The organism is Kitasatospora gansuensis, from assembly GCF_014203705.1.
Classification (GTDB): domain Bacteria; phylum Actinomycetota; class Actinomycetes; order Streptomycetales; family Streptomycetaceae; genus Kitasatospora; species Kitasatospora gansuensis.
Genome location: NZ_JACHJR010000001.1, coordinates 7,701,021 through 7,723,832, shown reverse-complemented (window position 1 = coordinate 7,723,832; position 22,812 = coordinate 7,701,021). Strand labels below are relative to the sequence as shown.

The 22,812-nt window shown below is 71.8% G+C and carries 14 protein-coding genes and 1 pseudogene; 7 read left to right on the top strand and 8 right to left on the bottom strand.

The window, feature by feature from the left end; genetic code table 11:
- Window positions 1-16: 16 nt before the first annotated feature.
- From F4556_RS34760 to F4556_RS39625, 3 genes are read right to left on the bottom strand one after another with little or no spacing between them, the layout of a single operon-like run.
- On the bottom strand, window positions 17-940 hold the full coding sequence (locus tag F4556_RS34760) for a TolB family protein (protein WP_184923314.1): 924 nt from the start codon (window positions 938-940) through the stop codon (window positions 17-19).
- The gene (locus tag F4556_RS34755; protein ID WP_184923312.1) at window positions 937-2,175 is read right to left on the bottom strand and encodes an MFS transporter; all 1,239 of its coding nucleotides are present in this window, start codon (window positions 2,173-2,175) and stop codon (window positions 937-939) included. The genes F4556_RS34760 and F4556_RS34755 overlap by 4 nt, the downstream gene beginning before the upstream one ends.
- Window positions 2,175-3,578, bottom strand: a complete 1,404-nt coding sequence (locus F4556_RS39625; RefSeq protein WP_221503770.1) for an alkaline phosphatase family protein — start codon at window positions 3,576-3,578, stop codon at window positions 2,175-2,177. The genes F4556_RS34755 and F4556_RS39625 overlap by 1 nt, the downstream gene beginning before the upstream one ends.
- 230 nt (window positions 3,579-3,808) lie before the next feature.
- Between F4556_RS39625 and F4556_RS34745 the strand changes: the two genes are divergently transcribed.
- Together F4556_RS34745 and F4556_RS34740 are read left to right on the top strand one after the other, a co-directional pair.
- The gene (locus F4556_RS34745) at window positions 3,809-4,633 is read left to right on the top strand and encodes a hypothetical protein (RefSeq protein ID WP_184923310.1); all 825 of its coding nucleotides are present in this window, start codon (window positions 3,809-3,811) and stop codon (window positions 4,631-4,633) included.
- A 207-nt stretch (window positions 4,634-4,840) separates the two neighbouring features.
- Entirely contained in the window at window positions 4,841-5,983 is a 1,143-nt protein-coding gene (locus F4556_RS34740) for a metalloprotease (RefSeq protein ID WP_246511173.1), read from the top strand.
- A 7-nt stretch (window positions 5,984-5,990) separates the two neighbouring features.
- Here F4556_RS34740 and F4556_RS39915 read toward each other — a convergent pair whose 3' ends face one another.
- Together F4556_RS39915 and F4556_RS39910 are read right to left on the bottom strand one after the other, a co-directional pair.
- Complete coding sequence (locus F4556_RS39915) at window positions 5,991-6,185, bottom strand: hypothetical protein (protein ID WP_512699295.1); 195 nt, start codon at window positions 6,183-6,185, stop codon at window positions 5,991-5,993.
- A 74-nt stretch (window positions 6,186-6,259) separates the two neighbouring features.
- A pseudogene (locus F4556_RS39910) lies at window positions 6,260-6,478 on the bottom strand (metalloprotease); the annotation flags it as partial.
- A 298-nt stretch (window positions 6,479-6,776) separates the two neighbouring features.
- Between F4556_RS39910 and F4556_RS34735 the strand changes: the two are divergent.
- The 3 genes from F4556_RS34735 to F4556_RS34725 all read left to right on the top strand — a co-directional run bounded on the left by F4556_RS34735 (window position 6,777) and on the right by F4556_RS34725 (window position 12,000).
- Entirely contained in the window at window positions 6,777-9,548 is a 2,772-nt protein-coding gene (locus tag F4556_RS34735) for a tetratricopeptide repeat protein (RefSeq protein ID WP_184923308.1), read from the top strand.
- 1,367 nt (window positions 9,549-10,915) lie between these two features.
- Window positions 10,916-11,587 (top strand): formylglycine-generating enzyme family protein, encoded by a 672-nt coding sequence (locus F4556_RS34730; protein WP_184923306.1) that lies wholly within the window; start codon window positions 10,916-10,918, stop codon window positions 11,585-11,587.
- A gap of 107 nt (window positions 11,588-11,694) precedes the next feature.
- Window positions 11,695-12,000: a cupin domain-containing protein gene (locus tag F4556_RS34725; protein WP_184923298.1), complete on the top strand. Its 306-nt coding sequence runs from the start codon at window positions 11,695-11,697 to the stop codon at window positions 11,998-12,000.
- Window positions 12,001-12,049: 49 nt separating this feature from the next.
- Here the strand turns inward: F4556_RS34725 and F4556_RS34720 are convergent, their stop codons facing one another.
- Window positions 12,050-12,814, bottom strand: coding sequence for a dienelactone hydrolase family protein (locus F4556_RS34720; protein ID WP_184923296.1), 765 nt, complete (start codon window positions 12,812-12,814; stop codon window positions 12,050-12,052).
- A gap of 147 nt (window positions 12,815-12,961) precedes the next feature.
- On the opposite strand from F4556_RS34720, the gene F4556_RS34715 reads away from it, so the two are divergent.
- Together F4556_RS34715 and helR are read left to right on the top strand one after the other, a co-directional pair.
- A complete protein-coding gene (locus F4556_RS34715) occupies window positions 12,962-13,639 on the top strand; it encodes a 4a-hydroxytetrahydrobiopterin dehydratase (RefSeq protein WP_184923295.1) in 678 nt (225 codons plus the stop codon).
- A gap of 163 nt (window positions 13,640-13,802) precedes the next feature.
- Entirely contained in the window at window positions 13,803-15,944 is a 2,142-nt protein-coding gene (helR, locus tag F4556_RS34710; protein WP_376775768.1) for an RNA polymerase recycling motor ATPase HelR, read from the top strand.
- A 17-nt stretch (window positions 15,945-15,961) separates the two neighbouring features.
- Here the strand turns inward: helR and F4556_RS34705 are convergent, their stop codons facing one another.
- Entirely contained in the window at window positions 15,962-19,837 is a 3,876-nt protein-coding gene (locus tag F4556_RS34705; protein ID WP_184923292.1) for a hypothetical protein, read from the bottom strand.
- A 21-nt stretch (window positions 19,838-19,858) separates the two neighbouring features.
- Window positions 19,859-22,789 (bottom strand): hypothetical protein, encoded by a 2,931-nt coding sequence (locus F4556_RS34700; protein ID WP_184923290.1) that lies wholly within the window; start codon window positions 22,787-22,789, stop codon window positions 19,859-19,861.
- Window positions 22,790-22,812: the final 23 nt, after the last annotated feature.

The following is a 22,812-nucleotide window of genomic DNA, read 5'->3' as shown; positions in this document are numbered from 1 at the left end:
CCCCCGGGCCGCCGGGTCAGCGCAGGGGGGCCGGTGACTCCGCGTCGCGGACCAGCAGGCCAGGGCTCCCGCTGCCGTCGGCCGGTACGGTCCAGACGTCGGAGCCCGGGCCGGAGTGCGGGAGGCCGTAGGCGACCGTGCGGTCGTCCAGCCAGGCGGGCTGGTCGTCGACGCTGCGGGTCTCGGCGAGCGGCGTCTCGGCGAGATCCGCCAGCCGGAGCACGGTCAGCCGCCACCCACCCCCGGGCAGCGCCTTCTTGTATGCCAGCCTGCTGCCGTCCGGCGAGAGCGAGGGGCACTCCACGTTGTCCTTGAGGACCCGCAGGCTCCGGGCCGCGAAGTCGCCCACCACCAGCGACCGGTGGCCGTCGGCCGACATCGTCGCGTGGAAGCGGTTGTCGTCGGCGGCGAAGGTGACGCCCCAGAAGTTGGCGTCCGGGGCCGCCGGGTGACCGTCCACGGTGAAGCTCTCCAGGTTGCCCACCAGGGTGCCGCCGCGGGTGTCCAGGATGCCGGACCGGGTGGAGAAGCGGCCGCCGTTGTAGGAGTCGCCGGTGACGAAGACCGTCCAGGACGCCATCCGCCCGGAGCCGGAGACCCGGGCCCGGCTCGGGACGCCGTTCAGCGGGATGGCCAGCAGCTGGTGCAAGTCCCGGTCAACGACGGTGAGTTGACAGGAACCAGTGCCCTCCCGCAGGCACACCCCGGTGCCGTCGGCCGCGTACACCCGGGCACAGGGCAGGTCCGACTGGACGCGTCGACCGTCGGGGTACCGGACGGCGAGCCGGCCGGTCGTGGTGTCGCGGATCAGCAGTCCGGGGCCGCCCAGCGTGAGGCCGGTGTCCGGTACTGCGGGAGCGGCCCGCAGCACGGTGTAGCCGATCGCGACCGCGGCGAGCAGGACGGTCGCGAGCACGGCCGTCAGGATGCGCAACTTCATCTGGTGGAAGGTCCTTTGAGCAGTGGGACGGAGACGGCCAGCGCCGCGGCGGCGGCTCCGGCGGCGGCCAGGCAGGCGACGGAGGTGCCCCAGTACTGCCAGGCCAGGCCGAACAGCACCGAGGAGCACAGCCCGGCCAGGGCCTGCCCGGTCTGCAGCAGGGCGAGGCCGCTGGTGCGCAGGTGGGCCGGGAGCAGCGGCCCGGCGATGGCCGGCAGCACGCCGTCGGTGGCGGCGTAGAACGCGCCGTGCAGCAACAGGACGGCCGGTACGACCAGGACGGAGGCGCCCGCCCCGGCGGCCAGCAGCAGCTGTACGGCGACCACCGCCCCGTAGCCCGCGAGCACCACCGGCCGCCGCCCGACCCGGTCGGCGAGCCGTCCAAGCGGCGCGGCCAGCAGCAGGTAGGCGAGCGCGGAGCCGACGGCCAGCAGCGGGAAGGCGGTGACCGGGAGGTCGTCCCGGCGCTGGAGGAGCAGATAGACGAACCCGTCGCCCACGGTGGTCAGTCCGAGCAGCGCGGCGGCCATGCACAGCGCGCGGAACGGTCCACGGCCCAGCAGCGCGAGGGCGGCTCCGGGCCGGACCCGGGTCGACGGCAGCGGCCCGGTGTGGTCGCGGACGAAGAGGGCCAGCAGCAGTACGCCGAGCAGCGCGAAGCACAGACTGGTGAGGAACACCGCGTCGTAGGAGCGGCCGGAGCCCGCCAGCGCGAGCACGCCCACCGCGACCAGCGGTCCGGCGAACGCGCCCAGGCTGTCCAGCGCGCGGTGCGCGCCGAAGGCCCGGCCGAGCCGGTGTTCGGGGACGGAGAGGGTGATCAGGGCGTCCCGGGGTGCGGTGCGCAGCCCCTTGCCGGTCCGGTCGACGGCCAGCAGGGCGCCGATCGCGGCCGGGGCGGCGCCGGTGAGCAGCAGCCCTGCCTTGGCGGCGGCCGACAGGCCGTAGCCGATCCCGGCGACCAGCTTGCGGCGCCGGAACCGGTCGGCCGCGTACCCGCCGGCCAGCCGGGTGAGGGCGGTGGCACCGGTGAACAGGCCGTCCACCATGCCGTACTGACTGACCGTCAAATGCAGTCCGAGCACCAGGTAGGCGGGCAGTACCGAGCCGACCATCTCGGCGGAGACGTCGGTGACCAGGCTGACCAGGCCGAGGGCGAGGACGTTGCCGGTGAGCACCCGCCGGGCCGGGGCCGCCGTGACGGTGGCCCCGGCCCGCACGCTGGAGAGGTACATCAGCTCAGCGTCACGTCGTCGAACCAGGTGATGCTGGGGTCACCCGGGTAGTTGTCGTCGTGGTTGACCAGCTGCACGGTGTACGAGTGACCGGGGGTGAGGGTGTCGGTCACCTGTCGCCAAACGCCGTCGCTGGTACAGGTCTTCGCCAGCGGGGTGGCCGTGCTGCCGCTGGTGTTGTGCTTGACGACGACGCTGGCCCAGGCGTACTTGACGGTGTCCCGGCAGTCGCCCTTCCACCAGACGGTGAGCTTGGTGATGCCCGGCGGCGCGGTGAACGTCTGGCTTAGCACGGAGTCCCCGTCGGTCGGGGTGCTGGCCCCGGCCGCGCCGCTGTAGGCGCCGGAGTGCGCGGTGGGGTCGACGGCGGTGGTGCCGGTGCGGGTCCAGCCGTTGAAAGTGCCGTACTCGAAACCGCCGTTGACGATTCCCGCTGGAGGCGTCGGTGACGGGCTGGGGCTGCCGGTCGGACTCGGGCTCGGACTCGGACTCGGACTCGGACTCGGGCTGGGGGACGAGGTCGTCCACACGTCGGTGATCGGCGTCGCGGTGGCCGCCGCGCCGAGCGGGCTGAGGCCGTACGCGTCCTCGAGGGTCCGCAGCACGTTGTAGTGGTTGATCTGCCCGGCGGAGGTGCCGGGGCGGACCTGCTCGCCGACGAACAGGGTGGCGATCTGGTTGACGGAGCTGAAGTTGTCCTCGTCGAAGGTGACGATCAGCAGGCTGTTGTGGGTCTTGGCCCACTGCGCGTACCCGTCCAGGTTGTTCTTCAGCCAGGTGTCGCCGGTGCCGACCGAGCAGTCGTGCATGTCGTTGCACATGTCGGGGACCACGAAGGAGACGGTCGGCAGCTGCGTGTAGTCCGTGGGGAAAGTGCTGTAGCGGACGTTGCTCGCGGCCGGGACGTTGTCGAAGTCGACCCAGGGATTGTGCTTGCGGACGTACTTGCCGCTGCTGCAACCGGTGTAGCCGTCCGAGGGCATGCCTTCGGAGTAGCCCTTGAAGGTGAGCCCCGCCGCGATCAGCTGGCTGCCGAGGTTGGCCTTTCCGGTGAAGACCTTCGGACAGGAGTCGTCCGTGACGCCCTGTTGGGAGCCGGAGAACATCGCGACGTAGTTGCCCTGACTGGGGTGGGTGACGCCGAACGACTGACTGAAGCTCACACCCTGCCCGGCGAGTTGGTTGATGTACGGCGCGCTGGAGCTGCCGATGATCGTCGAGTAGTCCTTGTTCTCGAAGGTGACGACCACGACGTGGTCGGGCCGGGGCACGGCGGCGACGGCCGCGGCGGTGTGCTCCGGTGCGGCGGCGAACGGGGTGGCGTCGCCCATCGCCGCCCCGGTACCGGCCAGGGTGATCACGGCGGCCACCACCGCCGTGATCACGGATCTTCTGCTTGGCATGAACTGCTCCTCTATTCGCGACTGCCGAGGTCGGGCACATGGTGGAGGCAGCGGGGGCACAGGCGGTAGCGTGCGGGCCGACATCCGGGGAGCCGGCCACCGGGGCGGACCGGCGCTGCCTGCGGGAACGGCCCGGCGGCGGTGAAAATCCAGTATCCGCCGGTAACTTATGGGAGGCTCCGATCGACGACCTCCAGCTCCTGCTGCGCACCGGGCCGTTCCACACCGCCTTGCGCTGGGCCATCACCGCCCGCGGCCTCAGCCTCGACCGACTCTGCGACCGGTTGGCCGCCCTCGGCCTGCGGGTCAGCGTCTCGACGCTGAGCAACTGGCAGCGCGGGGTGAGCCGGCCGCAGCGCCCGGAGAGCCTGCGCGCGGTCGCCGAACTGGAACTCCTGCTCGGCCTCGCCGCGGGCTCGTTGAGCCGCCTGCTGGCGGAGCCGGCCCACCGGGGCGGCCGACGACGGCCCGCACTCGTCCCGGGCACTCCGCTGCTGCCCGCCACCCGCCTGCGGGCCGCGCTGGCCGATCCGGCCGAACCCGATCTGGACGTCCTCGCGGTCCAGGACGACGTGACGGTCTCGGATCGCGGCTGGGTCTCCACCGTCCGGTCCGTGGTCCGGGCCCGCCGCTCCGGGGCCGGCCGACACGTGCTGCTCTACCACGTCGGCGCCGAGGCGCTGCCGGAGATCCGGGCCGGACGCGACTGCGCGCTGGGGCGGGTGCGCACCGACCCGGACGCCGGGCTGATCGCCGCCGAGCTCCTCTTCGGCCCCCTGGCCAGGGGCGAGACCTTCGCGCTGGAGCACACCGTGACCTCCACCGAGGCGGATCTGCACCACGGCCGCTGGTTCCGCACCGCGGGGCAGCACTTCGAGCTGACGGTCCGCTTCGGACCCACGGCCGGTGCGCGGCGGGCCTACCGGATCTGGCGGCTCGACAGTCGCTCGCCGCACAAGGACGTGTCCCAACTGCGCCTGATCGACGGCCGGTTGGCCCACCTGGTGGACTACGACCTGTCCCCCGGCTTCCACGGGATCCGCTGGACCGGCTGAGCCACCCGAAGCCGAACCCAAAGCCGAACCCTGGTGAAATGTTACGTTGCAATGTCTCCGCGCATCGGGCATAGTCCTCTCTCACCGCTGCGGGCCTCCCCCAAGTGCCCATCGCACAGCGGTAGTTACCGGCCGATCCGATGTTCGACGGCCGGCCGGTCCGCAGGATGCCGCTCGGAACTCGACCCTCACCCAAGGAGACCGACCATGGCAGAACGCCGTCCCCGCCGCCTCACCCGGAAAATCCTCGCAGCCGCCGTCGGCCTGCTCGTCCCGTTCACCCCGCTGGCGGTCGGCCGGGCGGATGCCGCCACCACGGCCTGCCTCAGCGGCACCCTCGCCTACGACCACCAGGACGCCGAGTCCGGCACCGCAAAGCCCGTCCTGACCCAGGTCGCCCGGAACGCCAACTGGGAGCTGTGGGGCCGGACTTCCAGTACCGGAACGGTCCGCAGGCTCGCCTCCGGCATCACCGACAGCGGCACCGGCCGGTTCAACGCCTGCTACACCGCGTCCGCCCCGCTGCCCGAGGCGTTCGTACGCTTCAACTCCGCCAGCACCGCGATGTGGCGGGTCATCAAGAGCCCCAACAACCAGACCCAGTACACCTTCGACTCGGCGCACCGCAGCAACGTCTCCACCACCCAGGACCTCGGCACCGTGAAGGTCCCCGCCACGATGCAGCGCGCCTGGCACATCGTGGACACCCTCAACCTCCTCTACTGGAAGCGCGGCAACCCCACCAGCGGCTGCTGGACCGCCCACCAGGCGGACGGCGGCTGCGACACCCTCACCTTCGTCTGGGACCCCAAGCGCACCAACGCCGGCTACTGGGACTACCAGGGCACCAACTACGTCATCCTGGGCACCGACATGCCGGACTCCGAGCACCTGATCCTGCACGAGGCGGGCCACTGGTTCCAGTGGCAGCTGTACGCCCACGACTTCCCGACCGTGACCGGCTGCAACCCGCACTACATCGAGAGGTCCAGCTCCACCACCTGCGCCTGGACCGAGGGCTTCGCCGACGCGGTGGCCGCCTACACCCTCGGCGACTACCGCTACGTCTTCGAGGACGGCAGCTCCTACAGCTTCGTCAACGGCCCCACCACGGCCGGCTGGGACCGCGGCGACACCGTCCAGGGCCGGGTCGGCAGCTCGCTGCTCGACCTCTGGTCGGCCACCGGCCCCGACGGCGGCAACTGGAACCGCACCATCGCCCTGATGACCGCGAACCCCAGCGAGGACTTCCGGGAGTACTTCACGACGGACCGGCCCACCGCCAACCCGCCACTGAGCACCACCGGGACCGCCGCCGACATCCTCCACCGGCACACCATCGACTACTGACACCTGATCAATGGGCGAGAGTGCGACGCTCGACCAAGCGCCCGGCAGCACCCGTCGTCGGCAGACTCGCCTTCGGGCGGTGGACGGTGAAGCACTCGTGAAAGCCGGCACTGTGATACTCACTCAGCTGGCGGATGCCGCTGCCCCAACTGCCGCCGTCGAGGCCGTCCGCCGCCCACAGGTCGACCAGAGTGCTGCCGATCTTCCCTGCGCCGAATCACCCTCGTCCCAGGGGAAGTTGCGATCGGTGTGAAGGTTGAAGAACTTGCCGTCCGACTAGACATAGCGGTAGTCGCCGAGGGTGCGGGCGGCTACCACGTCGCCGAATCCCTCGGTCCAGGCGCAGCCCTTCGGAGCTGGCCGCGTCGAACTGATGGTTCTCACAGTTCGGCGCGCCCGGGAAGCAGTGTCGGGCAGCTTGAACTGCAGCCAGTGCCCGGTCTCGTGGAGAATGGTGTGCCGTGAGTCGGCATCCTCGGCGGCCGGGACCACGCTGCGAGGTCCAGCAGACCAATGCCGCCACGGGAAGGAAAGAGTGAACCTGGAATACCTGCACTACCCGCCCGTTCCCGAAAGGGTCCAAACTGCGCTCCACTCACGAGAAAGCCAAACGTGACCCAACGCCAATCCTTGTACGCTAGCCCCGCCAGCCATGACCGGATCGATACGAAAGACGAAGCCAAGTAATTCGTCGTGGCACCTGGCTGAGTGACCATCACTCCGGTGAACCCGTTGACGGCCAGAAGTGACAGGAGGAGCCTGGAAGAACCTCCGCTGGTGAGAGGAGTAGGCCATGGCCTCCCCGAAGCACCTGCGACGAGAGTCGGTCCGCTTAGCGCGGGCGTGGCCGCCGCTGCGTGCCCGCCGTCCTTCCCGACTGGCCAGGCTTATCGGGTCAGCTTTCCTCGGCTTCAATACGATCCTGTTTCTGGTCGCGCTAGGGCTCCTAGCCCTCTCCCTGACGGGACTCATCAACAAAGCCCTGCACTGGAGCGGGGTGGTCCCAGCACTGCTGGCCCTGTTCCTGCTTGCGATCAGCTTCCGGGGCTTCAGAACCATTCGGATCCTCCCATTTCGGAACCTCGTGGGCGGCACCGGGCATGACCAGCTGGAGCAGGTCGCAGTGGGGTTCGCTGAACTGCTTGACCGCGAGATCAGGCGGATCAGGGATTTGGTGACCCAGGAGCCGTTCCACCAGCCTGCGGATGTGCTCAGCCCAGCTAGTGAACGCGGGGAAACGGTGCAGATTTCCCTGTCCAGGGTGCCGTTCAGGACGGGCGTCGCGGCGACCGGCCTCGGGACAGACGTCAAGGTCACGGAAGTGGGGACGCTCGCGCTTGGACCTTTCAAACTCCAGGTCGGAGCGGTCCTCACCCTGCTGGCACGCATGCTCGGCCGAGCTATGCAGGGCTCACTGGTCCAGGTCGACGGAAAACTCGTGGCGGTCGCCACCCAGTCCGGCGGGAAGACGCAGACCTGGACCGCGGAGACGGATATCGAGGGCGATCTGTGCCGGGCTGGTGCCCGACTTGCCCGCCTGCTCGCCCACTACATCCAGTTGCAGCAGCCGAAAGCTTCAGCGATCGGTGCCGATATCCACAGTTTCGAGATGCTGGTGGACGGGCTTGAGTGCTACCAGTATTTCCTGCACGAAGGCGACCTTCAGTACCTCGACAGAGCCGAACAGCATTTCCGCAACGCCCTGGTGCACAGCCCGCGTTACGCCGCTGCATACCACAACCTGGGAACGGTCAAGAGCGAGCAGGACCGCGTCCGACGCGAAATCGGACTTCCCGTCTCCGCAGCCACCGCGAACGCCGCAGCGAGGCTGTGGCGACAGGCGGTCGACCTCGACCCTGGACTGGCCCCAGCACGCTTCCAGCTGACCCGGACCTACCTCGATCAGGCGAAGGACGAGCCCGACCCAATCAGCAGAAGTCAGCTGTTGGAGCAGGCCGTTCAATCGGCCCGAGGCGCGGTCGTGCGACGGACCGGAGGGCATCCCAACGAACAGACTCTCGCCTGGTACTGGTTGGGGATGGCTCTGCTGCGTGAAGCTCGCGCCAGGCCGTTGGACGGGAGACACCTCAGGCGACAAGCACGCCGCGATGTGGCGAAGGCGTCCCGTTACCTGCGCCGTACTGAGCACGATCTGTGTGACGAGCGGGCCCGCCGTCTGGTCGCCGGCGGTGACGAGTCCGCCGAGCGGCCGCTCACCGAACGCATCGCCAGCGTCCTGGTCGAGCAAGCAGAGTGCCAGGTCGCACTCGTGAAGCTGCTGTCCGGGCAACGTCGCAACCGTCACCTGAAGAAAGCACATCGCTACATCCAGGTCGCGCTCGACTGGGAGCCTGGCCTCGGCAGCATCTATGCCAAGCACGGGCAGATCACCGAGGAGTGCGGCAGGCACAGTGAGAAGGAGGCGGGGGAGGCACTGCTCGACTACCTCACCGCCCTGCAATGGGATCCACGCCACCAAGAGGCCCTGAAGGCGGCCGGACGCATCACCGCTCAGCACGGCAGAAGCCTCGACTTCACGGCCGATGTCTTCGCGGTCGCTGCGCATCAGGACCCCGACGACCCAGAGCCGTGGCTGATGCTTGCCCTCGACCGGCGGTTCCGCGGTGACGTCGTCGGCGCCTTGGGCTTTGCTGGGATCTCCGTAGCGCTCAATCCGCAGGATCACGGGCTGCATGAACGCCTGAATGAGCTCTACCAGGCGCTGGCGTCTTCGAACGGTGCTCCGTCCCAGCCTCGGCGAGCCGTAGCCGGGACGTCGTATTACGGCTTCCTACCCAACCTGTTAGAGGCCGACCTGCTCGCCCAGCCGACTTCTCCCGCTGGTTCGACCAGAAGGCCAAGAGAGCAGTGGGTCCGGGTGTGGGCTCTCGCCACTGCCTTGGCGCGAGCCCCCGAAGAAGCCGCGAACGAGGAGCAGCTTCGCGCAGCGGTCTCCGAGATCGAGGATCTGCGGATCAGGTGGTCGGAGGACCTGCCGGAGCTTCGGCTGGTATCCCGCCAACTGGCGTTGCTTCACCTCAAGCTGGTCTCCAGTCACCCCTCGTCCGATGACCAGCGAGCTCACCTGGCCCAGGCCGCCGATTACCTAGGCGAGGCGGTTGGGGCGGCGCTGCCCGGCGGGCTGGTGACACCGCCACTGTGGAGGGTAGAACGCGCTGAGGCGCAGGCGGCGCTGGGCGATTCGCAGCGGAAGGCGGGCCTGCGGGGAGCTTCGGCGGCGACTCACCGAGCGGCGGTCGAGACCTATACGGAGGCTCTGAGAAGACCGCCCTTGCCCATGACCATCAGGCACCAGAACCCGAGGACGCCCGGACCGGCGATGACCACCGTGCTGGTCGGCGAGCCGCCACACCTACCTATCCTCGCCCGCGCGCTTGCAGGGAGGGCTCAGGTCTACGCAGCCCAGGGGCGGCCGACGCTGTGGCCGACTGCCATGACGCCCTGCGGCTCGCCCCGCTGTACGCCTATCCCCGCTTCACTCTGGCCGGACTCTACCGGGAACTGGCCCAGTACGAGCTGTCCGAACAGCACCTTCGCAGACTGATCGAACTTCTCCAGGCAGGTGTCGAGCGGGACCGCGCCCGCCGCGAACTCGCTGCGACCTACCGGCGACAGGCAGAAAGCAAAGAGGGCGCCGAGCGACTGAGACTCCTGGACACGGCGCTCAGTGAGCTAGTCACCATCACCAGAGACCCCTGGCCGCACCGAGCCTTCGACGCCGAGGTGCAGGAGGAGATGGCGGAGATCCTTCACCTGATGGGCAGGACCAGTGACGCGATCGTTGCGCTACGGGCCGGAATCGGCGCCGTCGGCAGGCAACCGGGAGACGCCCGGCGGCGCGGCCGTCTTGCCGAACTGCTGGCCGAACGCGAGGGGCCGGAGGTGGTACTGCGGGAGTTGGAGGACGCGAGGACGGCATGCGCACATGAGTTGGCACAGAGTGCGAATACGGACGCCGAGCAGATCCTGCGCGAACAGTCGGTGATGCTGGCCACCCGGCTTGTGCTGTTCCTCGCGGACCACGGCATCGCACTTCACGAGGCGCAACTCCTCGCTGACGGCACCCTGGACAGCGCGCGACAGACTCGGCTGTCATTGAGCCGCTTGGCCGAGTGCGAGGACGCGTGCGGCTGGGTGGCCTACCGCGAGGGGAAGTTCGGGGAGGCGATTCACCATTTCGAGGCCGCGCTCGACTATTCGGGCGGCGACGCGCTGGAGTGGGCGCACCTCGCGCTCGGCCTGGAGGCCAAGTCCGCAGCGAACGGCACCAGGAACGCTCGGCGGACAAAGCTGGAAGACCTCAACCGGGCGCGGGACGTCTGGCAGCAGCTCCTCGAGAGGTTCCCCGACAGCACGTGGGCAGCTCGGGCTGAGGAACACCTCGGCCGTATCCCCGAGCGCCCTCACGCGCCGATGCCGTTGGTCACCAACCACACTGGCGCCCCTGTTCACGGCGGTATTCCGTGAGTTCCCCGCACGGGATTGGCCGCTCCGCAGGATCGACACCGCCCGTCGGCAGGTCCACCGGGGGCGACGTGCGGTTGATCCTGGCTGATAGGTAGTTCGCCGTCCTGGAGATCTCAGCGACCTACACCGACCAGATCGTGCCCCGGGCCGAGATGCGTGGACAGCTGCCGTTGCGAGTGTTCGCCACACGGTTCACCAGGCCGGACGACCACCGGGGTGGTCGTGACGGCCGCTGACGTCTTCCCGGAGCGGTCCGCCGGCCGCGAGCTGGCGCTCCTGCACCGGGTGCTGCGCGGGGCTCACTTCACTCTCTGCCTCCCCATACACCGCCGGTAGCCGAAGGCACCAGCCGTCAGCGGAGGCCTGAGGGTGCTGCAGCCCCGAGTACGGCCCGGCCGACCTGGCGGACCGTCAGAAACCGTGACTCGGTACGATCACCTACCCATGGACGCGAACGAAGCAACAGAGATGATCGCCGTCCCGCCCGGGCAGGTGACGCTGTCGGACCGGCGGACGCAGCGGAGTTGGTCGGCCGAGCTCGCGCCCTACCGGCTGGCGCCGCACCCGGTCACCCAGGAGCAGTACGCCCGGGTCACCGGCCTGCGGCCGAGCACCGCGCAGGGTGACCGGCTGCCCGTCGAGGGCGTCTCGTGGCAGGACGCGGTCCGGTTCTGCAACGCCTGGTCCGAACAGGAGGGGCTGACGCCCGCCTACCGCACCCACCCGGACGGCGAGACCGTCGAGTGGGACACCTCCGCCGACGGCTACCGGCTGCCGACCGAGGCCGAGTGGGAACACGCCTGCCGGGCCGGCACCACCGCGGCCCGGTACGGCGAACTCGACGAGATCGCCTGGCACCGGGGCAACTCGGCCGGACGGATCCACCAGGTCGGCGGGCGGCAGCCCAACTCCTGGGGCCTGTACGACATGTTGGGCAACGTCTGGGAGTGGTGCTGGGACGTCTACGACGCCGAGGTGTACGGCACCTACCGGGTGCTGCGCGGCGGCGGCTGGTTCGACGAACGCTGGAGCTGCCGAGCCTCGGTCCGCCGCCGCAGCCACCCCACCTTCCGGATCGACGACGTCGGCTTCCGGGTCGCCCGGTCGCTCGCGTAGCCGACAGTCTTTGCCAAACGGTCGACCACTGCGGGCCCCCGCCCGGGTAGCTTCCAAGGCATCCACTGATCGCAACGGGGCCCCCGGGCCCTCGAAAGGGGTGTGCCATGAGCGTGGTCGACCTGCTGACGACCGCCGCCGACCTGCCGCGGGCCTGGAGCTCCCGGCGACTGGGCCAGGTGGGCACGGCCACCGTGAAGGTACTGCGGATGGACGAACTGCCGGTCGTGGCGGAGAGCCACGGCGCCGACGAGTCCCTGCTCGTCCTCGACGGCCACCTGGAACTGGAGCTGGACGGCACCCCGGTCACGCTCCGCGCGGGCGAGCTCTGCATGGTGCCGGCCGGCACCGCGCACCGGGTCCGCCCCGGCAGCCGGGGCACGCTGGTGATCGTGGAGCTGACCGAGAACTGACGGTCGGTCGGATGCCCGCCCGGCGAACGGGCGGGCATCCGACCCGCTACTACTGCCCGAGCTCGGCGGCGAACAGCTCGCCCACCCGACGCCAGGAGTCCTCGGCGGCCGCCTTGTCGTAGGGCCCGCGCCCGGGGAAGAAGAACGCGTGCTGCGCCCCCGGGTAGACGACCGACTCGTGCCGGACCCCGGCCGCCGTCAGCGCGTCACCGATCGCGCTGCGCTCGTCCGCGGCGATGACGTGGTCGAGCTCCGCGAAAAACAGCACCATCCGCACGTCGCGGTCGGCGATGTCGCCGGCCGCCGCCAGCAGCGGTTCCGGACGGCTCAGCGCGGTGCCGGCCACGGTCAGCCAGCCGGGGTAGAAGACCGCGGCCGCCGAGAGGTCGAGCCGGCTCGCGGCGAAGCACGCGATGTGCCCGCCGAGACTGAAGCCGAGCACCCCGGCCTTCCCGGTGGCCGCCTCGTTCTCGCGGACGTGGGCGAGGCAGGCCCGCAGGTCCGCTTCGACACCCTCCCGGGTCAGTTGGCCCAGCAGCGCGAAGCCGCGCTCCCGGTTGGCGTCGCTCTCCTCGAGCCCGGCGGCGGTCTCCGGTCCTGAACGGTGGTACAGGTTCGGGGCGATCGCGACATAACCAAGCGCGGCCACCTGCCGCACGACCTCCCTGACCGCCTCGGTCACGCCCCACAGCTCGGAGCAGACCAGCACGGCCGGACGGCCGTCACCCCCGACCGGGCGCGCCAGATAGGCGGTCATCGGCAGCGCGCCGCCGACCTCGATGTCCACGTCCCGCGCAACGATTTCGTGTGCCATGGAATCCCCCTCGAACCCGGAGAATCTGACGCCCTGTCAGATTCGGCCGACCACCGGGCACCCTACCCGTCCCCGGGCCGACGTGCCGCGTCACCCCTGTCCCACCCGTCCCACGGGATCGTCGGAGCCGCACGCTACGTTGAACGGATGAGCGATGCAGTGAGCAGGACCGGACGAATCAGGCCGAAGCAGTTCCACGAGACCGAGGGTCTGGCGGACTGGCGGGTACTGGGCGAGGGGGCGTGCGCGTACTTCCGTACCGGGTCGTTCCAGATCGGCGCCCAACTCGTACAGGCCATCGGCGAGTTGCCGGGCCTCGGGGACGGCGAACCGGATGTCGACCTGCGGCACGAAGGCGTGACCGTACGGCTGATCACGGTCACGGACGACTACTACGGGCTGACGGAGCGCCACCTCGAACTGGCCCGGCAGATCTCGGCGGTGGCGGGCGAGCTGGGCATCCCGGCCGACCCGGCCGCCGTACAGACCGTCCAGGTCACCGTCGACGCCCTGGCCGGTCCCGCGGTGGTGGCCTTCTGGCGGGCCCTGCTCGGCTACCGGGACCGGGCGAACAGCCCCGAGGACCTGATCGACCCGCAGCGGCGCGGGGCGCCGTTCTACTTCCAGCAGATGGACGCACCGCGCCCGCAGCGCAACCGGGTGCACGTCGACGTCTGGGTGCCGTACGACCAGGCCAAGGCGCGGATCGCCGCGGCGCTCGCGGCCGGCGGCCGTCTGGTGAACGATGCCGACGCCCCGGCGAACTGGGTGCTGGCCGACCCCGAGGGGAACGAGGCCTGCGTCGGCGCGGCCGGCCACCCGTGACGGCGCCGGACAACAACAATGGCAAGAGGGAAACCGCTCCTCTTGCCATAACCAAGATATAGCGCATGGGGGGCCTTGCCGCAAGGCCCCCCTCGTGCCGCAGAATCACTGGCCTGAGCCAATGACCTGCGGAATCGGGAGTTTCACGAAATTGCGTGTGCAGTTGTCATCTGACGGACCGTTCGACCTTCCGGACCGCCTCGCCGCCAAGGCCGACCCCGCCCTGATCGCCCGCGACGAGCAGCACTTCGCCGCCATCGCGGAGAGCCTCGAGCAGGCCATCGCCGAGCTGTCCGACCGCCTCGACGCCGAGCGCCGGGCGCCCGGCGGCGTCGGCCGCGAGGCGATGGACCGGGACTCCGAGATCCACCGGCTGACCGGCCGCCTGCGCGCCCTGCGCCGCTTCGGCCTCGACCTCTGCCTCGGGCACATCGTCGGCGCGGACAGCCCCGAGCCCGTGTACATCGGTCGCCTCGGCCTCACCGACAGCACCGGCCGCCGGCTGCTGCTCGACTGGCGCTCCCCCGCCGCCGAGCCGTTCTTCGCGGCGACCCACGCCACCCCCATGGGCCTGACCAGCCGCCGCAGGTACCGCTGGACCCGGGGCCGGATCAACGACTACTGGGACGAGGTCTTCACCGCCGACGGGCTCGAAGGGCACGCCGCGCTCGACGACCAGTCCGCCTTCATCGCCAGCCTGGGCAGCAACCGCTCGGCCCGGATGCGCGACGTGCTGGCCACCATCCAGGCCGACCAGGACGCCATCATCCGGGCGGGCTCGCGCGGCACCCTGGTGGTCGACGGCGGCCCGGGCACCGGCAAGACCGTGGTCGCCCTGCACCGCTCCGCCCACCTGCTGTACTCCGACCCGCGCCTCGGCCACCGCCGCGGCGGCGTGCTGTTCGTCGGTCCGCACCAGCCCTACCTGGCGTACGTCGCCGACGTCCTCCCCAGCCTCGGCGAGGAGGGCGTGCAGACCTGCACCGTGCGGGACCTGGTCGCCGAGGGAGCGAAGGCCGCGGTCGAGACCGACCCGGAGGTGGCCCGGCTGAAGTCCTCGGTGGAGCTGGTGCGGGCGATCGAGCCGGCCGTCGGCATCTACGAGGAGCCGCCCACGAAGGGTCTGATGGTCGAGACCCACTGGTCCGACCTCTGGCTCAGTGCCGACGACTGGGCCGCGGCGTTCGCCGCCCCGGAGCCGGGCACCCCGCACAACGAGGCGCGCGACCAGGTCCTGGAGGAACTGCTCACGATCCTGATGGACAAGGACGACGGCGAGGCGCCGCCCGCGCAGCTCCGGCGGTCGCTGCTGCAGAACCGGGAGCTGATCACCACCCTCAACCGCGCCTGGCCGATGATCGAGCCGACCGACCTGGTCGGGGACCTCTGGTCGGTGCCCGCCTACCTGCGCAAGTGCGCTCCCTCGCTCAGCCCTGAGGAGGTCCGCAAGCTCCAGCGCGCGGACGCCGGCGCCTGGACGGTCTCCGACCTGCCGCTCCTGGACGCCGCCCGGCAGCGGCTCGGCGACCCGAAGGCGTCCGACCGGAAGAAGCGGCACGAGGCCGCGATCGCCGCCGAACGCGCGCGGATGGACGACGTCATCGACCACCTGCTCCAGGCCGACGACGACGGCGAGGGCGCGGTGACGATGCTGCGCGGCCAGGACCTGCAGAGCACGCTGGTCGACGACAGCGCGCTGCCCACCACCGACCCGGAGCCGCTAGCCGGCCCGTTCGCGCACATCGTGGTGGACGAGGCCCAGGAGCTGACCGACGCCGAGTGGCAGATGCTGCTGCTCCGCTGCCCGTCCAAGAGCTTCACCATCGTCGGCGACCGCGCCCAGGCCAGGCACGGGTTCACCGAGTCCTGGCGGGAGCGGCTGGAGCGGGTCGGGCTCGACCGGATCGACGTGACCTCACTGAGCGTCAACTACCGGACGCCGGAAGAGGTCATGACGGAGGCCGAGCCGGTCATCCGCGCCGTGCTCCCGGACGCCAACGTCCCGACCTCGATCCGCAGCAGCGGCATCCCCGTCCGGCACGGCTCCGTCACGGAACTGGACTCGATCCTCGACAGCTGGCTCGCCGAGCACGCCGAGGGGGTCGCCTGCGTGATCGGTGACCCGTCCTTCCGGCCGGCCTCCCGGGTCCGGTCGCTGACTCCGGAGCTGTCGAAGGGCCTCGAGTTCGACCTGGTCGTCCTGATCGACCCGGAGACCTTCGGCACGGGCATCGAGGGCGCGGTCGACCGCTACGTCGCGATGACCCGGGCGACCCAGCAGCTGGTCGTCCTCACCAGCGGCTGACCCGACTCCGGCACACCTCAGATCGGCAGGATGTCCAGGTGGACCAACCTCCCCTCCCGGTACGGCGGGTGGAGCTCGGTCTCCTCCAGCACCAGCCGCGCCGCCCCCGGCCGGTACCCGTCCGGCAGCGGTACCTCGCCGGTCCACACCCGCCCGTCCCACGGCAGGGTCACCGGTTCGCCCGCCGGTGACCAGCCGAGGTCCGGGTCGGGGACCAGCGGGTCCCGCAGCTCCACCCGGGCCTGTACCAACTGGGCCTGCTGCGGCTCCCGTTGGGCCGCACCGGCCAGGGTGACCAGCAGCGAGGAGCCGGCGGCGCCCGGCACCGCGGTGGCGTAGCGGTCCGGCGCCAGCTGGAGGAAGTCCGCGACGACGGCCCGGGAGAGCTCGTACAGCGGGACGGCGGACGGCTGCCAGCGGGCCAACGCCAGCCGCAGGAACGGGTGGTAGGGCTGTTCCTCGGGCCGGCCGCCGGGCACCGGGTCGAGCACCAGGTCGCAGTACCAGAGCTTGCGCTCGGGGTCGAAGGCCACCGGGTGACCGGCCACCGCGATCCGCCGGTTGGGGAGCTCCTCCAGCCGCAGCCCGGCGCCCCTCCGGGTCGCGCTCCGGAAGTGCTCGGCGGCCGGCCGGTCGCTCGACAGCGGCCGGCCGAACTGCACCGGGTCGGTGCCCCACTGGCTGGTGAACGCCCCGACCTCACCGTCCAGTTGCTGGCCGTCCGGAGCCAGCAGCACGCCCAGCAGCTCACCGTCGCCCGAGCTGTACCAGGGCCGGTCCAGGTAGAGCCGCAGGCCGAGCCCACGCCGGGTGCTGCCGACCTGGCTCTCCGCCGCCAGGTCCCCGTGCTCCCGCCAGCCGAAGGTCGGCACCGCGTACAGCAGCTTCGGCGGCACCGGCCGGGCGCTCGCCGGGACGTCCAGCACCAGGTCGGGCGAGCGCCGGGTGTACGGCCCCGGGTCGTCGGGGTCGAAGTACTCGCGGAAGGCCGTGGTGGCGACCGCGTGGTAGGTGATCCGACGGTGTCGGGTGTCGCCGAACTCCTGCTCGGGGGCCAGCTCCAGCCGCCCGGCGTGCTGTGGCCCGTGGTCCAGCGGCACGGACAGGGTGGTCTCGCACTCGCGGGTGTACGGGTCGGCCACCGGCTCCGGGCCACCGGCCGCCGCCCGGACGTTGCCCTGGCCTGGGTCGACCTGCTCGGTCCAGCGGGCCACCAGGTCGACCCGGCCGGTGGAGATCCGCGAGAAGTTCAGCCGGCCGACGAGTCGGCAGAACGACTCCCCCGCGCGGCGGTCCGGCGCCAGCCGGGCGAACCGGGGCTGCCGCAGCGGCCGCCGCACCGCGTGCACCAGGCTCAGCCGACGGACCGGGGTGAGGGTCCAGACCTGGCCGCGCAGCGCCGCCCTGGTCAACGCCGGGGTGGCCAGCCCGGCTTCGCGGGCCCACTGCCACACCCCGAGCAGCTCCAGGTCGGCCCGCTCCAGACCGCTGGAGAGCTCGACCTCGGCCCGGGCGGCCTTGGGCAGCCAGACCACCAGCAGCCGCTCGTGCGCGTACCAGCGCGCGCCCTTCGGGCCCTCGCGCAGCTCCAGCCGGAACGGCCGCAGCCGGGGCCAGGAGTCGCCCTCGGCCGGCGCCGTCGAGATCCGCAGCGTGCCCGGCCGCCCGGGCAGCCCACGCAGGGTGGCCGCCTTGGCCAGCGGGTCGGGCAGGTAGACCATCGGCAGCCGGTCGGCGTCCAGGTACACCACGTCCGGGAACTCGGGGTCGGGCCGGGCCTCCGGCAGAGCGGCGTAGCTGCCGCCCTCCAGCTCGGCCAACAGCGCGTACGCGGCCGGGTCGGGCCGTCCGTCCCGGTCCAGCAACCCGTGCTGCTCGGCCAGCAGTTGGGCAGCACGAGGCGGCACCACGTGACGGTCCGTCACGGCGGGCACGGGCTGCCGCTCGTAGTCGGAACGCAGCACCAGCCGCTCCACCGTCTCGCCCGGGCCGCGCGCCGCCCGGGCCAGCAACTCCGGTGGGCGGACCGGGTCGTAGCGGGTGTAGCGGAGGTCCTCGGTGACCGCGGGCAGACCGTCCGGCAGCGGGTCGGCCAGGGCCGGGCCGCCACCGGCCAGGTCCACCGCGCGCAGCCGGAACCGGTACGCCCGCCCGAACCGCAGCGGCGGCAGGGTGCCGGGCACCACCCGGGAGGCGTGCGCCAGGGCGAGCGGCCCGGTGCCGTCCGCCGGGGCGGCCGCGCCGACCCGGTCCTTCGCGTCGATCGGCGTGCCGGGCCGGGGCACCGCCAGGTTCCAGCCCTGCCACAGGAACAGGCTCTCGCCGATCCGCAGCGGCCCGCCCGGGTCACTGCCCGCGTCGCCGTTCCCGGTCGCGACCGGCTGGACGTAACCCTCCTCCAGCACCGTGAAGTCCGCCGCCCCGGTGGCCGAGTAGCGGCGCTGACGCCAGGTCAGACTGCGCCAGGGGCCGTCCCGGCCGGTGGTGGTGTCGAGTACGTCGACCCGGTAACCGCGGGTCAGGTCCTCGGCCGTCAGTTCCGCCCCGCCGAGACCGGCCGCCTCCAGGTCGCGGGCACGGCCGAAGGCATCGGTCAGCCGGGCGGCGCGGCGGTCCAGGGCGAGCGAGAAGCCGGCCGTGCGCAGCGCGGGCAGCCCGTCCCGGCCCTGCCCCTCGTCCGGGTCCCGCCACAGGGTGCGCCGGACCAGGCCCTCGACGGCGCCCACCGTGGCCAGCGCCGCACCGTCCGGGTCGGCCACCACCGGGGTGGCGCGCGGGGAGCCGTCCGGCTCGGTCAGCCGCAGGAAACCGCGCTCGATCAGGTCACCGGGGCCGGTGGCGGCCGTGAACGTGTCGGCGGCCGGGTCCAGCCTGGTCACCGGGCAGTGGTCGGGACCGGCCCCGGCCAGCTGCGGGGTCCACTGCGGCACCGCCCGGACGGTGCCCGACTGCCCGGCCGGGGCGTCCAGTTCGAGGTCGACGATCAGTCCGAGCCGACGCAGTACGGCCGGGTGGCCGCCGAGCAGCGCGAGCAGCCGGTGCAGGTCCTGCTCGGGCAGCACGACCGGGACGTGCGGAGCCTCCGGCGGGGTGGGGACGGCCGGCCGGTGGTGGTCCCGGACGGCGTACAGGCCGCGCAGGCCGCCCTGGTCCAGCTGCCCGGGGTCGGTGGTCCCGCGGAGCCGGGCGACCAGTTGACGGTGTGTCTCCACGGCGTCCAGGTGGTCCTGCCAGGCGGCGGCGCGCTCGGCCTGCTCGCGCAGCCAGGCCGCCTCGCGCGGGTAGCGTTGGCCCCGGGCCTCGATGATCCGGCCCTCGCCGTCGCCGGGCTGAAAGTCGGGCAGCTCGTCCAGGTCGCCGGGCGGCGCGGGGTCGGGGCCGCCCTCCGGTGGCTGCGGGCGGTCGGCGATCTGCCCCAGCACGAGGTCGAGCCAGCCCAGGTCGACGCCGGTGGCGGCGGCGACGGTGCGCAACAGCTGTTCGTCGCCGGGCAGTTCGGTCGGCCCGGCGGCGAGTGCGGCCTGCCAGATCGCCCGTACCTGGCCGAGCGCGTCGGCTGTGGAGTAGCCGCTCACCTGCCGGTCGGCGTAGTCGGCCGGGGTGTGGGCGGCCACCGGGGTGCCGGCGGGGAACAGGCCCCGCCAGAGCCCGGACTGCGGTGCGGCCTCGGCGGGGGTGCTGACCGTGGTGGGGTGCGGCACGCCGTCGAGTTCCACCTGCCAGTCCATCGCCGCGACGGTGGCCGGCCAGTCGGCCAGGTCGGGGAAGTCGGCCAGGGTGCCGCGGCCGCCGTCCGGCCGGAGCCGGGGTGAGACGAACACCGACAGCCGGAGCCGGCCGTCGGCCCGGCCCTGCGGGAGGGTGGTGAAGAGCAGGTTCTGCGTGGTGGGCACGGGCTTTGCTCCAAGAGGTGATCAGACGAGCGGGGCGAAGGCGTCGCAGTACTCGTCCCAGTCGGCCGGACCGATCTGGTCGGTGAAGCCGGGGTCGTTCGCGGTGCCGCCGAACCTGCGTTCGCAGGTGACCTCGACCGAGGTGGAGAACATGAAGACCGAGACCTCGACGTGCAGCGTCGCCCGGCCGCTGACCTTGTAGGTGCCGTCGCCGTGGTCGCGGTACTCGATGGCCAGGTGGAAGTCGAGCGAGAGGCTGATCAGCCCGAGCACCGACATCTCGCCGTGCAGCCGCAGGAAGCCGTCCAGCGCGGTCCTGGTGCCGGTCGCGGGCGCCGGGAGCTTGGTCAGCGCGAAGTAGATGCCGGCCAGCACCGAGACGGCGCCGCTCGCCACCCCGAGGTCGATCGCCGCCGAGGCGCCGAACTCCAGTGACCCTTCGATGAGTTCGAGCCCGGCGGTGGTGAGCGCCAGGGCCAGGAAGCCGCCGCCGCCGAACAGCGAGACGGTGAGCAGGAACGGCCGGGCCCGCTCGCTGACGGCGAACCTGAGCCTGGTCGGCTCGCCGGTCAGCGAGAGCTGCAGCTCGGTGCGGAGCGTCAGGTTCTTCAGGGTGAACACGCCGACCGTGATCGAGGGCAGCGCGACCAGCACCCCGGCGGTGATCCGACTCGCCGTCAGCTCGACGTACGGGCCGGAGCCGCCGAACGACAGGTACTGCCGCAGCGCGTCGACGAAGGCGAGCGGGCCACCGAAGGTCACCTCCCGGATCACCGGGTGCAGGCTGGGCGCCTCGCCGGTGGCCGCGTGGAAGCGGATCTCCTCGAAGGCGATGGAGACGCACTTCCCCGCGCCGCCGCCGAAGAAGTGCAACGTGACATCGGTGAGCCGGCCGTCCAGCCGGCTGCTCGGCGGACTGCCGTCGAGCGGGGCGCGGAGTAGCCCGTCCAGGGTGAAGGTGGCGGCCGGGCCGGGCTCGAACACGCCCTGGCGGTCCTTGGTCAGCCCGGGCGCCCAGCTGAACCGGGTCTCCAGCGCGTCCGGCAGCTGACGGCGGGTCAGTACCAGGCTGCGCAGCGCCGCGTCGGCACCGGTCGCGTCGGCGATGATCTCGGCCAGGCCGATCGCGCCGAGCAGCCGGGCGCTGCTCGGGAAGAGCGCCTTCGGGTCGAACCGGCCGCTGCTCAGACCAGCCTGGTTGCCGATCGGGCCGAGCTCGCGGGAGAGCCCGTCGATGCCGAAGTCGGGCAGCGCCAGCCCGCCCGCGCTCCCTCCGGCGAAGGCCAGCGGCAGTTTGACGGGCAGTCGGGCGAAGATGCCGTTCGGGACACCCTCGATGCCGTGCCGTAGGAAGTCCTTGGTCGGTTCGATGATCGGGGTGCCGAGCGGCGCCGACGAGAGCCCCTGGGCGGACGGCAGCGAGACCACGGCCTGGCTGAGGACCGGCAGCCACGGCGGGGTCTCGCTGATCAACAGCTGTTCGAAGTCGGCCGGGGGCAGGTCCCGTTCCACGGCGAAGGACAGGAAGTGCGTCTCCAGGCTCGAGCCGCCGGGCCCCCCGACGGCGTCCGGGGTGTAGGCGATCCGGCGGCCGAAGCCGCGCACCCTGGTCCGGTCGGTCTGCGCGTTCCACCAGTCGGCGAGCGGTGCGCAGTTGCCGGGCTGGGCGGCGGCCGACTTGCGGACGAACACGGCGGGCAGTCCGAGCGGCACCTCCTGGCCGCGCGCGTCGGTGCCGAGCGCGGAGAACTCGAACGGCGCTCCGCCCGGACAGGTCACCAGGAACGCACCGGGCACCCCGGTCACCGCCGCCCCGCCGGGTGGCAGCGGCGGCGTGGTCAGCGTACTCACCCGGATCCGGCTGAACGGGAACCCGTGATCGAACCGCGCGGACAGCCCGCGCAGCGCGGCGTAGTCGGTGAGCGGCCGACGCACCACCACGAACTCCTCCCGCACCAGCGCGGCCGCCTGGATGCCGTCCGCCGACACCGGCCGACGCTCGGCGACCTGCACGAACGCGGCGGGCACGCCCCACGGGTAGAGGTAGCCGCGTTCGACGATCCGGACGTACTGGTCCCGGCCCATGGTGGCCCGGTGGGTCCACTGCTCCAGGTCCAGCGGGCCGAGCTTCGGCGGGTCGACCACCACCTTCCCGCTCAACCAGCCGCCGTACGCGCTGAGCATCAGACGCTCGGCCTGGAACGGCTCCGGGCGGAACCCTTCCATCTGCCAGTCGGCGGTGGCCAGCACGATCTGCGCGCCCTGCCGGTCACCGGGCAGGAACTCGGGCCGGAGCGAGGGTGGGCCCGGCTCCACCAGCGACCGGCTCCGGTCGGCCAGGAAGTCCGGCAGCTCGTCGCCCCGGGCCCAGACGGCGCGTACGGTCGGCAGCCGGTCGCCGTACTCGTCGATCCGCCAACCGTCCTCGGTGCGCACCCGTACGCCGAGCCGGCTGTGCCAAAGCTCCACCCGGCCGTCGTGCGCCACCGGCCCGGTGGCGTGCGACCAGCCCTCGTGGTCGCTGGGTGACAGCAGCAGACGCTGCGGCAGCTCCAGCGCGGTCTCGGTCGGCGTGGGCTCGCGCAGCTCCGGTCCCGGCGGCGGGAACACCGCGCCCGGCTCGACGGCGGCGGGCACCAGCACCGGTTCGAAGCCGACCACGCCGAGCAGGGTCGGCAGGTCGTAGGCGAGCTCGTTGATCTCGTCCGGCACCCGGAAGACCAGCCGGCTCGGCTCGGCCAACGCGGTCTCCGGCCGCCCGGTGTTCCACGGCGGCAGTGACTGCTCGCGCAGCGCCTGCGGCGGGAACTCCAGTACCACCAGCGCCTGTTGGTCGGTGCGCTCCAACACGGGCGGTGCGGGGTCGGTACGCAGCCGCAGCCCGTAACAGCTCACGGTCAGGGCGAGGAAGTCCAGCCTTCGCCGGATGACGATCCGGTGCGTCGGTGCCATGACCAAACTCTGCGGCACGCACT

What these genes read in the sequence shown, in the direction of transcription:
- F4556_RS34760 (WP_184923314.1), bottom strand. Translation starts at nt 940, where the DNA reads ATGAAGTTGCGCATCCTGACGGCCGTGCTCGCGACCGTCCTGCTCGCC.
- F4556_RS34755 (WP_184923312.1), bottom strand. Translation starts at nt 2,175, where the DNA reads ATGTACCTCTCCAGCGTGCGGGCCGGGGCCACCGTCACGGCGGCCCCG.
- F4556_RS39625 (WP_221503770.1), bottom strand. Translation starts at nt 3,578, where the DNA reads ATGCCAAGCAGAAGATCCGTGATCACGGCGGTGGTGGCCGCCGTGATC.
- F4556_RS34740 (WP_246511173.1), top strand. Translation starts at nt 4,841, where the DNA reads ATGGCAGAACGCCGTCCCCGCCGCCTCACCCGGAAAATCCTCGCAGCC.
- F4556_RS34735 (WP_184923308.1), top strand. Translation starts at nt 6,777, where the DNA reads ATGGCCTCCCCGAAGCACCTGCGACGAGAGTCGGTCCGCTTAGCGCGG.
- F4556_RS34730 (WP_184923306.1), top strand. Translation starts at nt 10,916, where the DNA reads ATGGACGCGAACGAAGCAACAGAGATGATCGCCGTCCCGCCCGGGCAG.
- F4556_RS34725 (WP_184923298.1), top strand. Translation starts at nt 11,695, where the DNA reads ATGAGCGTGGTCGACCTGCTGACGACCGCCGCCGACCTGCCGCGGGCC.
- F4556_RS34720 (WP_184923296.1), bottom strand. Translation starts at nt 12,814, where the DNA reads ATGGCACACGAAATCGTTGCGCGGGACGTGGACATCGAGGTCGGCGGC.
- F4556_RS34715 (WP_184923295.1), top strand. Translation starts at nt 12,962, where the DNA reads ATGAGCGATGCAGTGAGCAGGACCGGACGAATCAGGCCGAAGCAGTTC.
- F4556_RS34700 (WP_184923290.1), bottom strand. Translation starts at nt 22,789, where the DNA reads ATGGCACCGACGCACCGGATCGTCATCCGGCGAAGGCTGGACTTCCTC.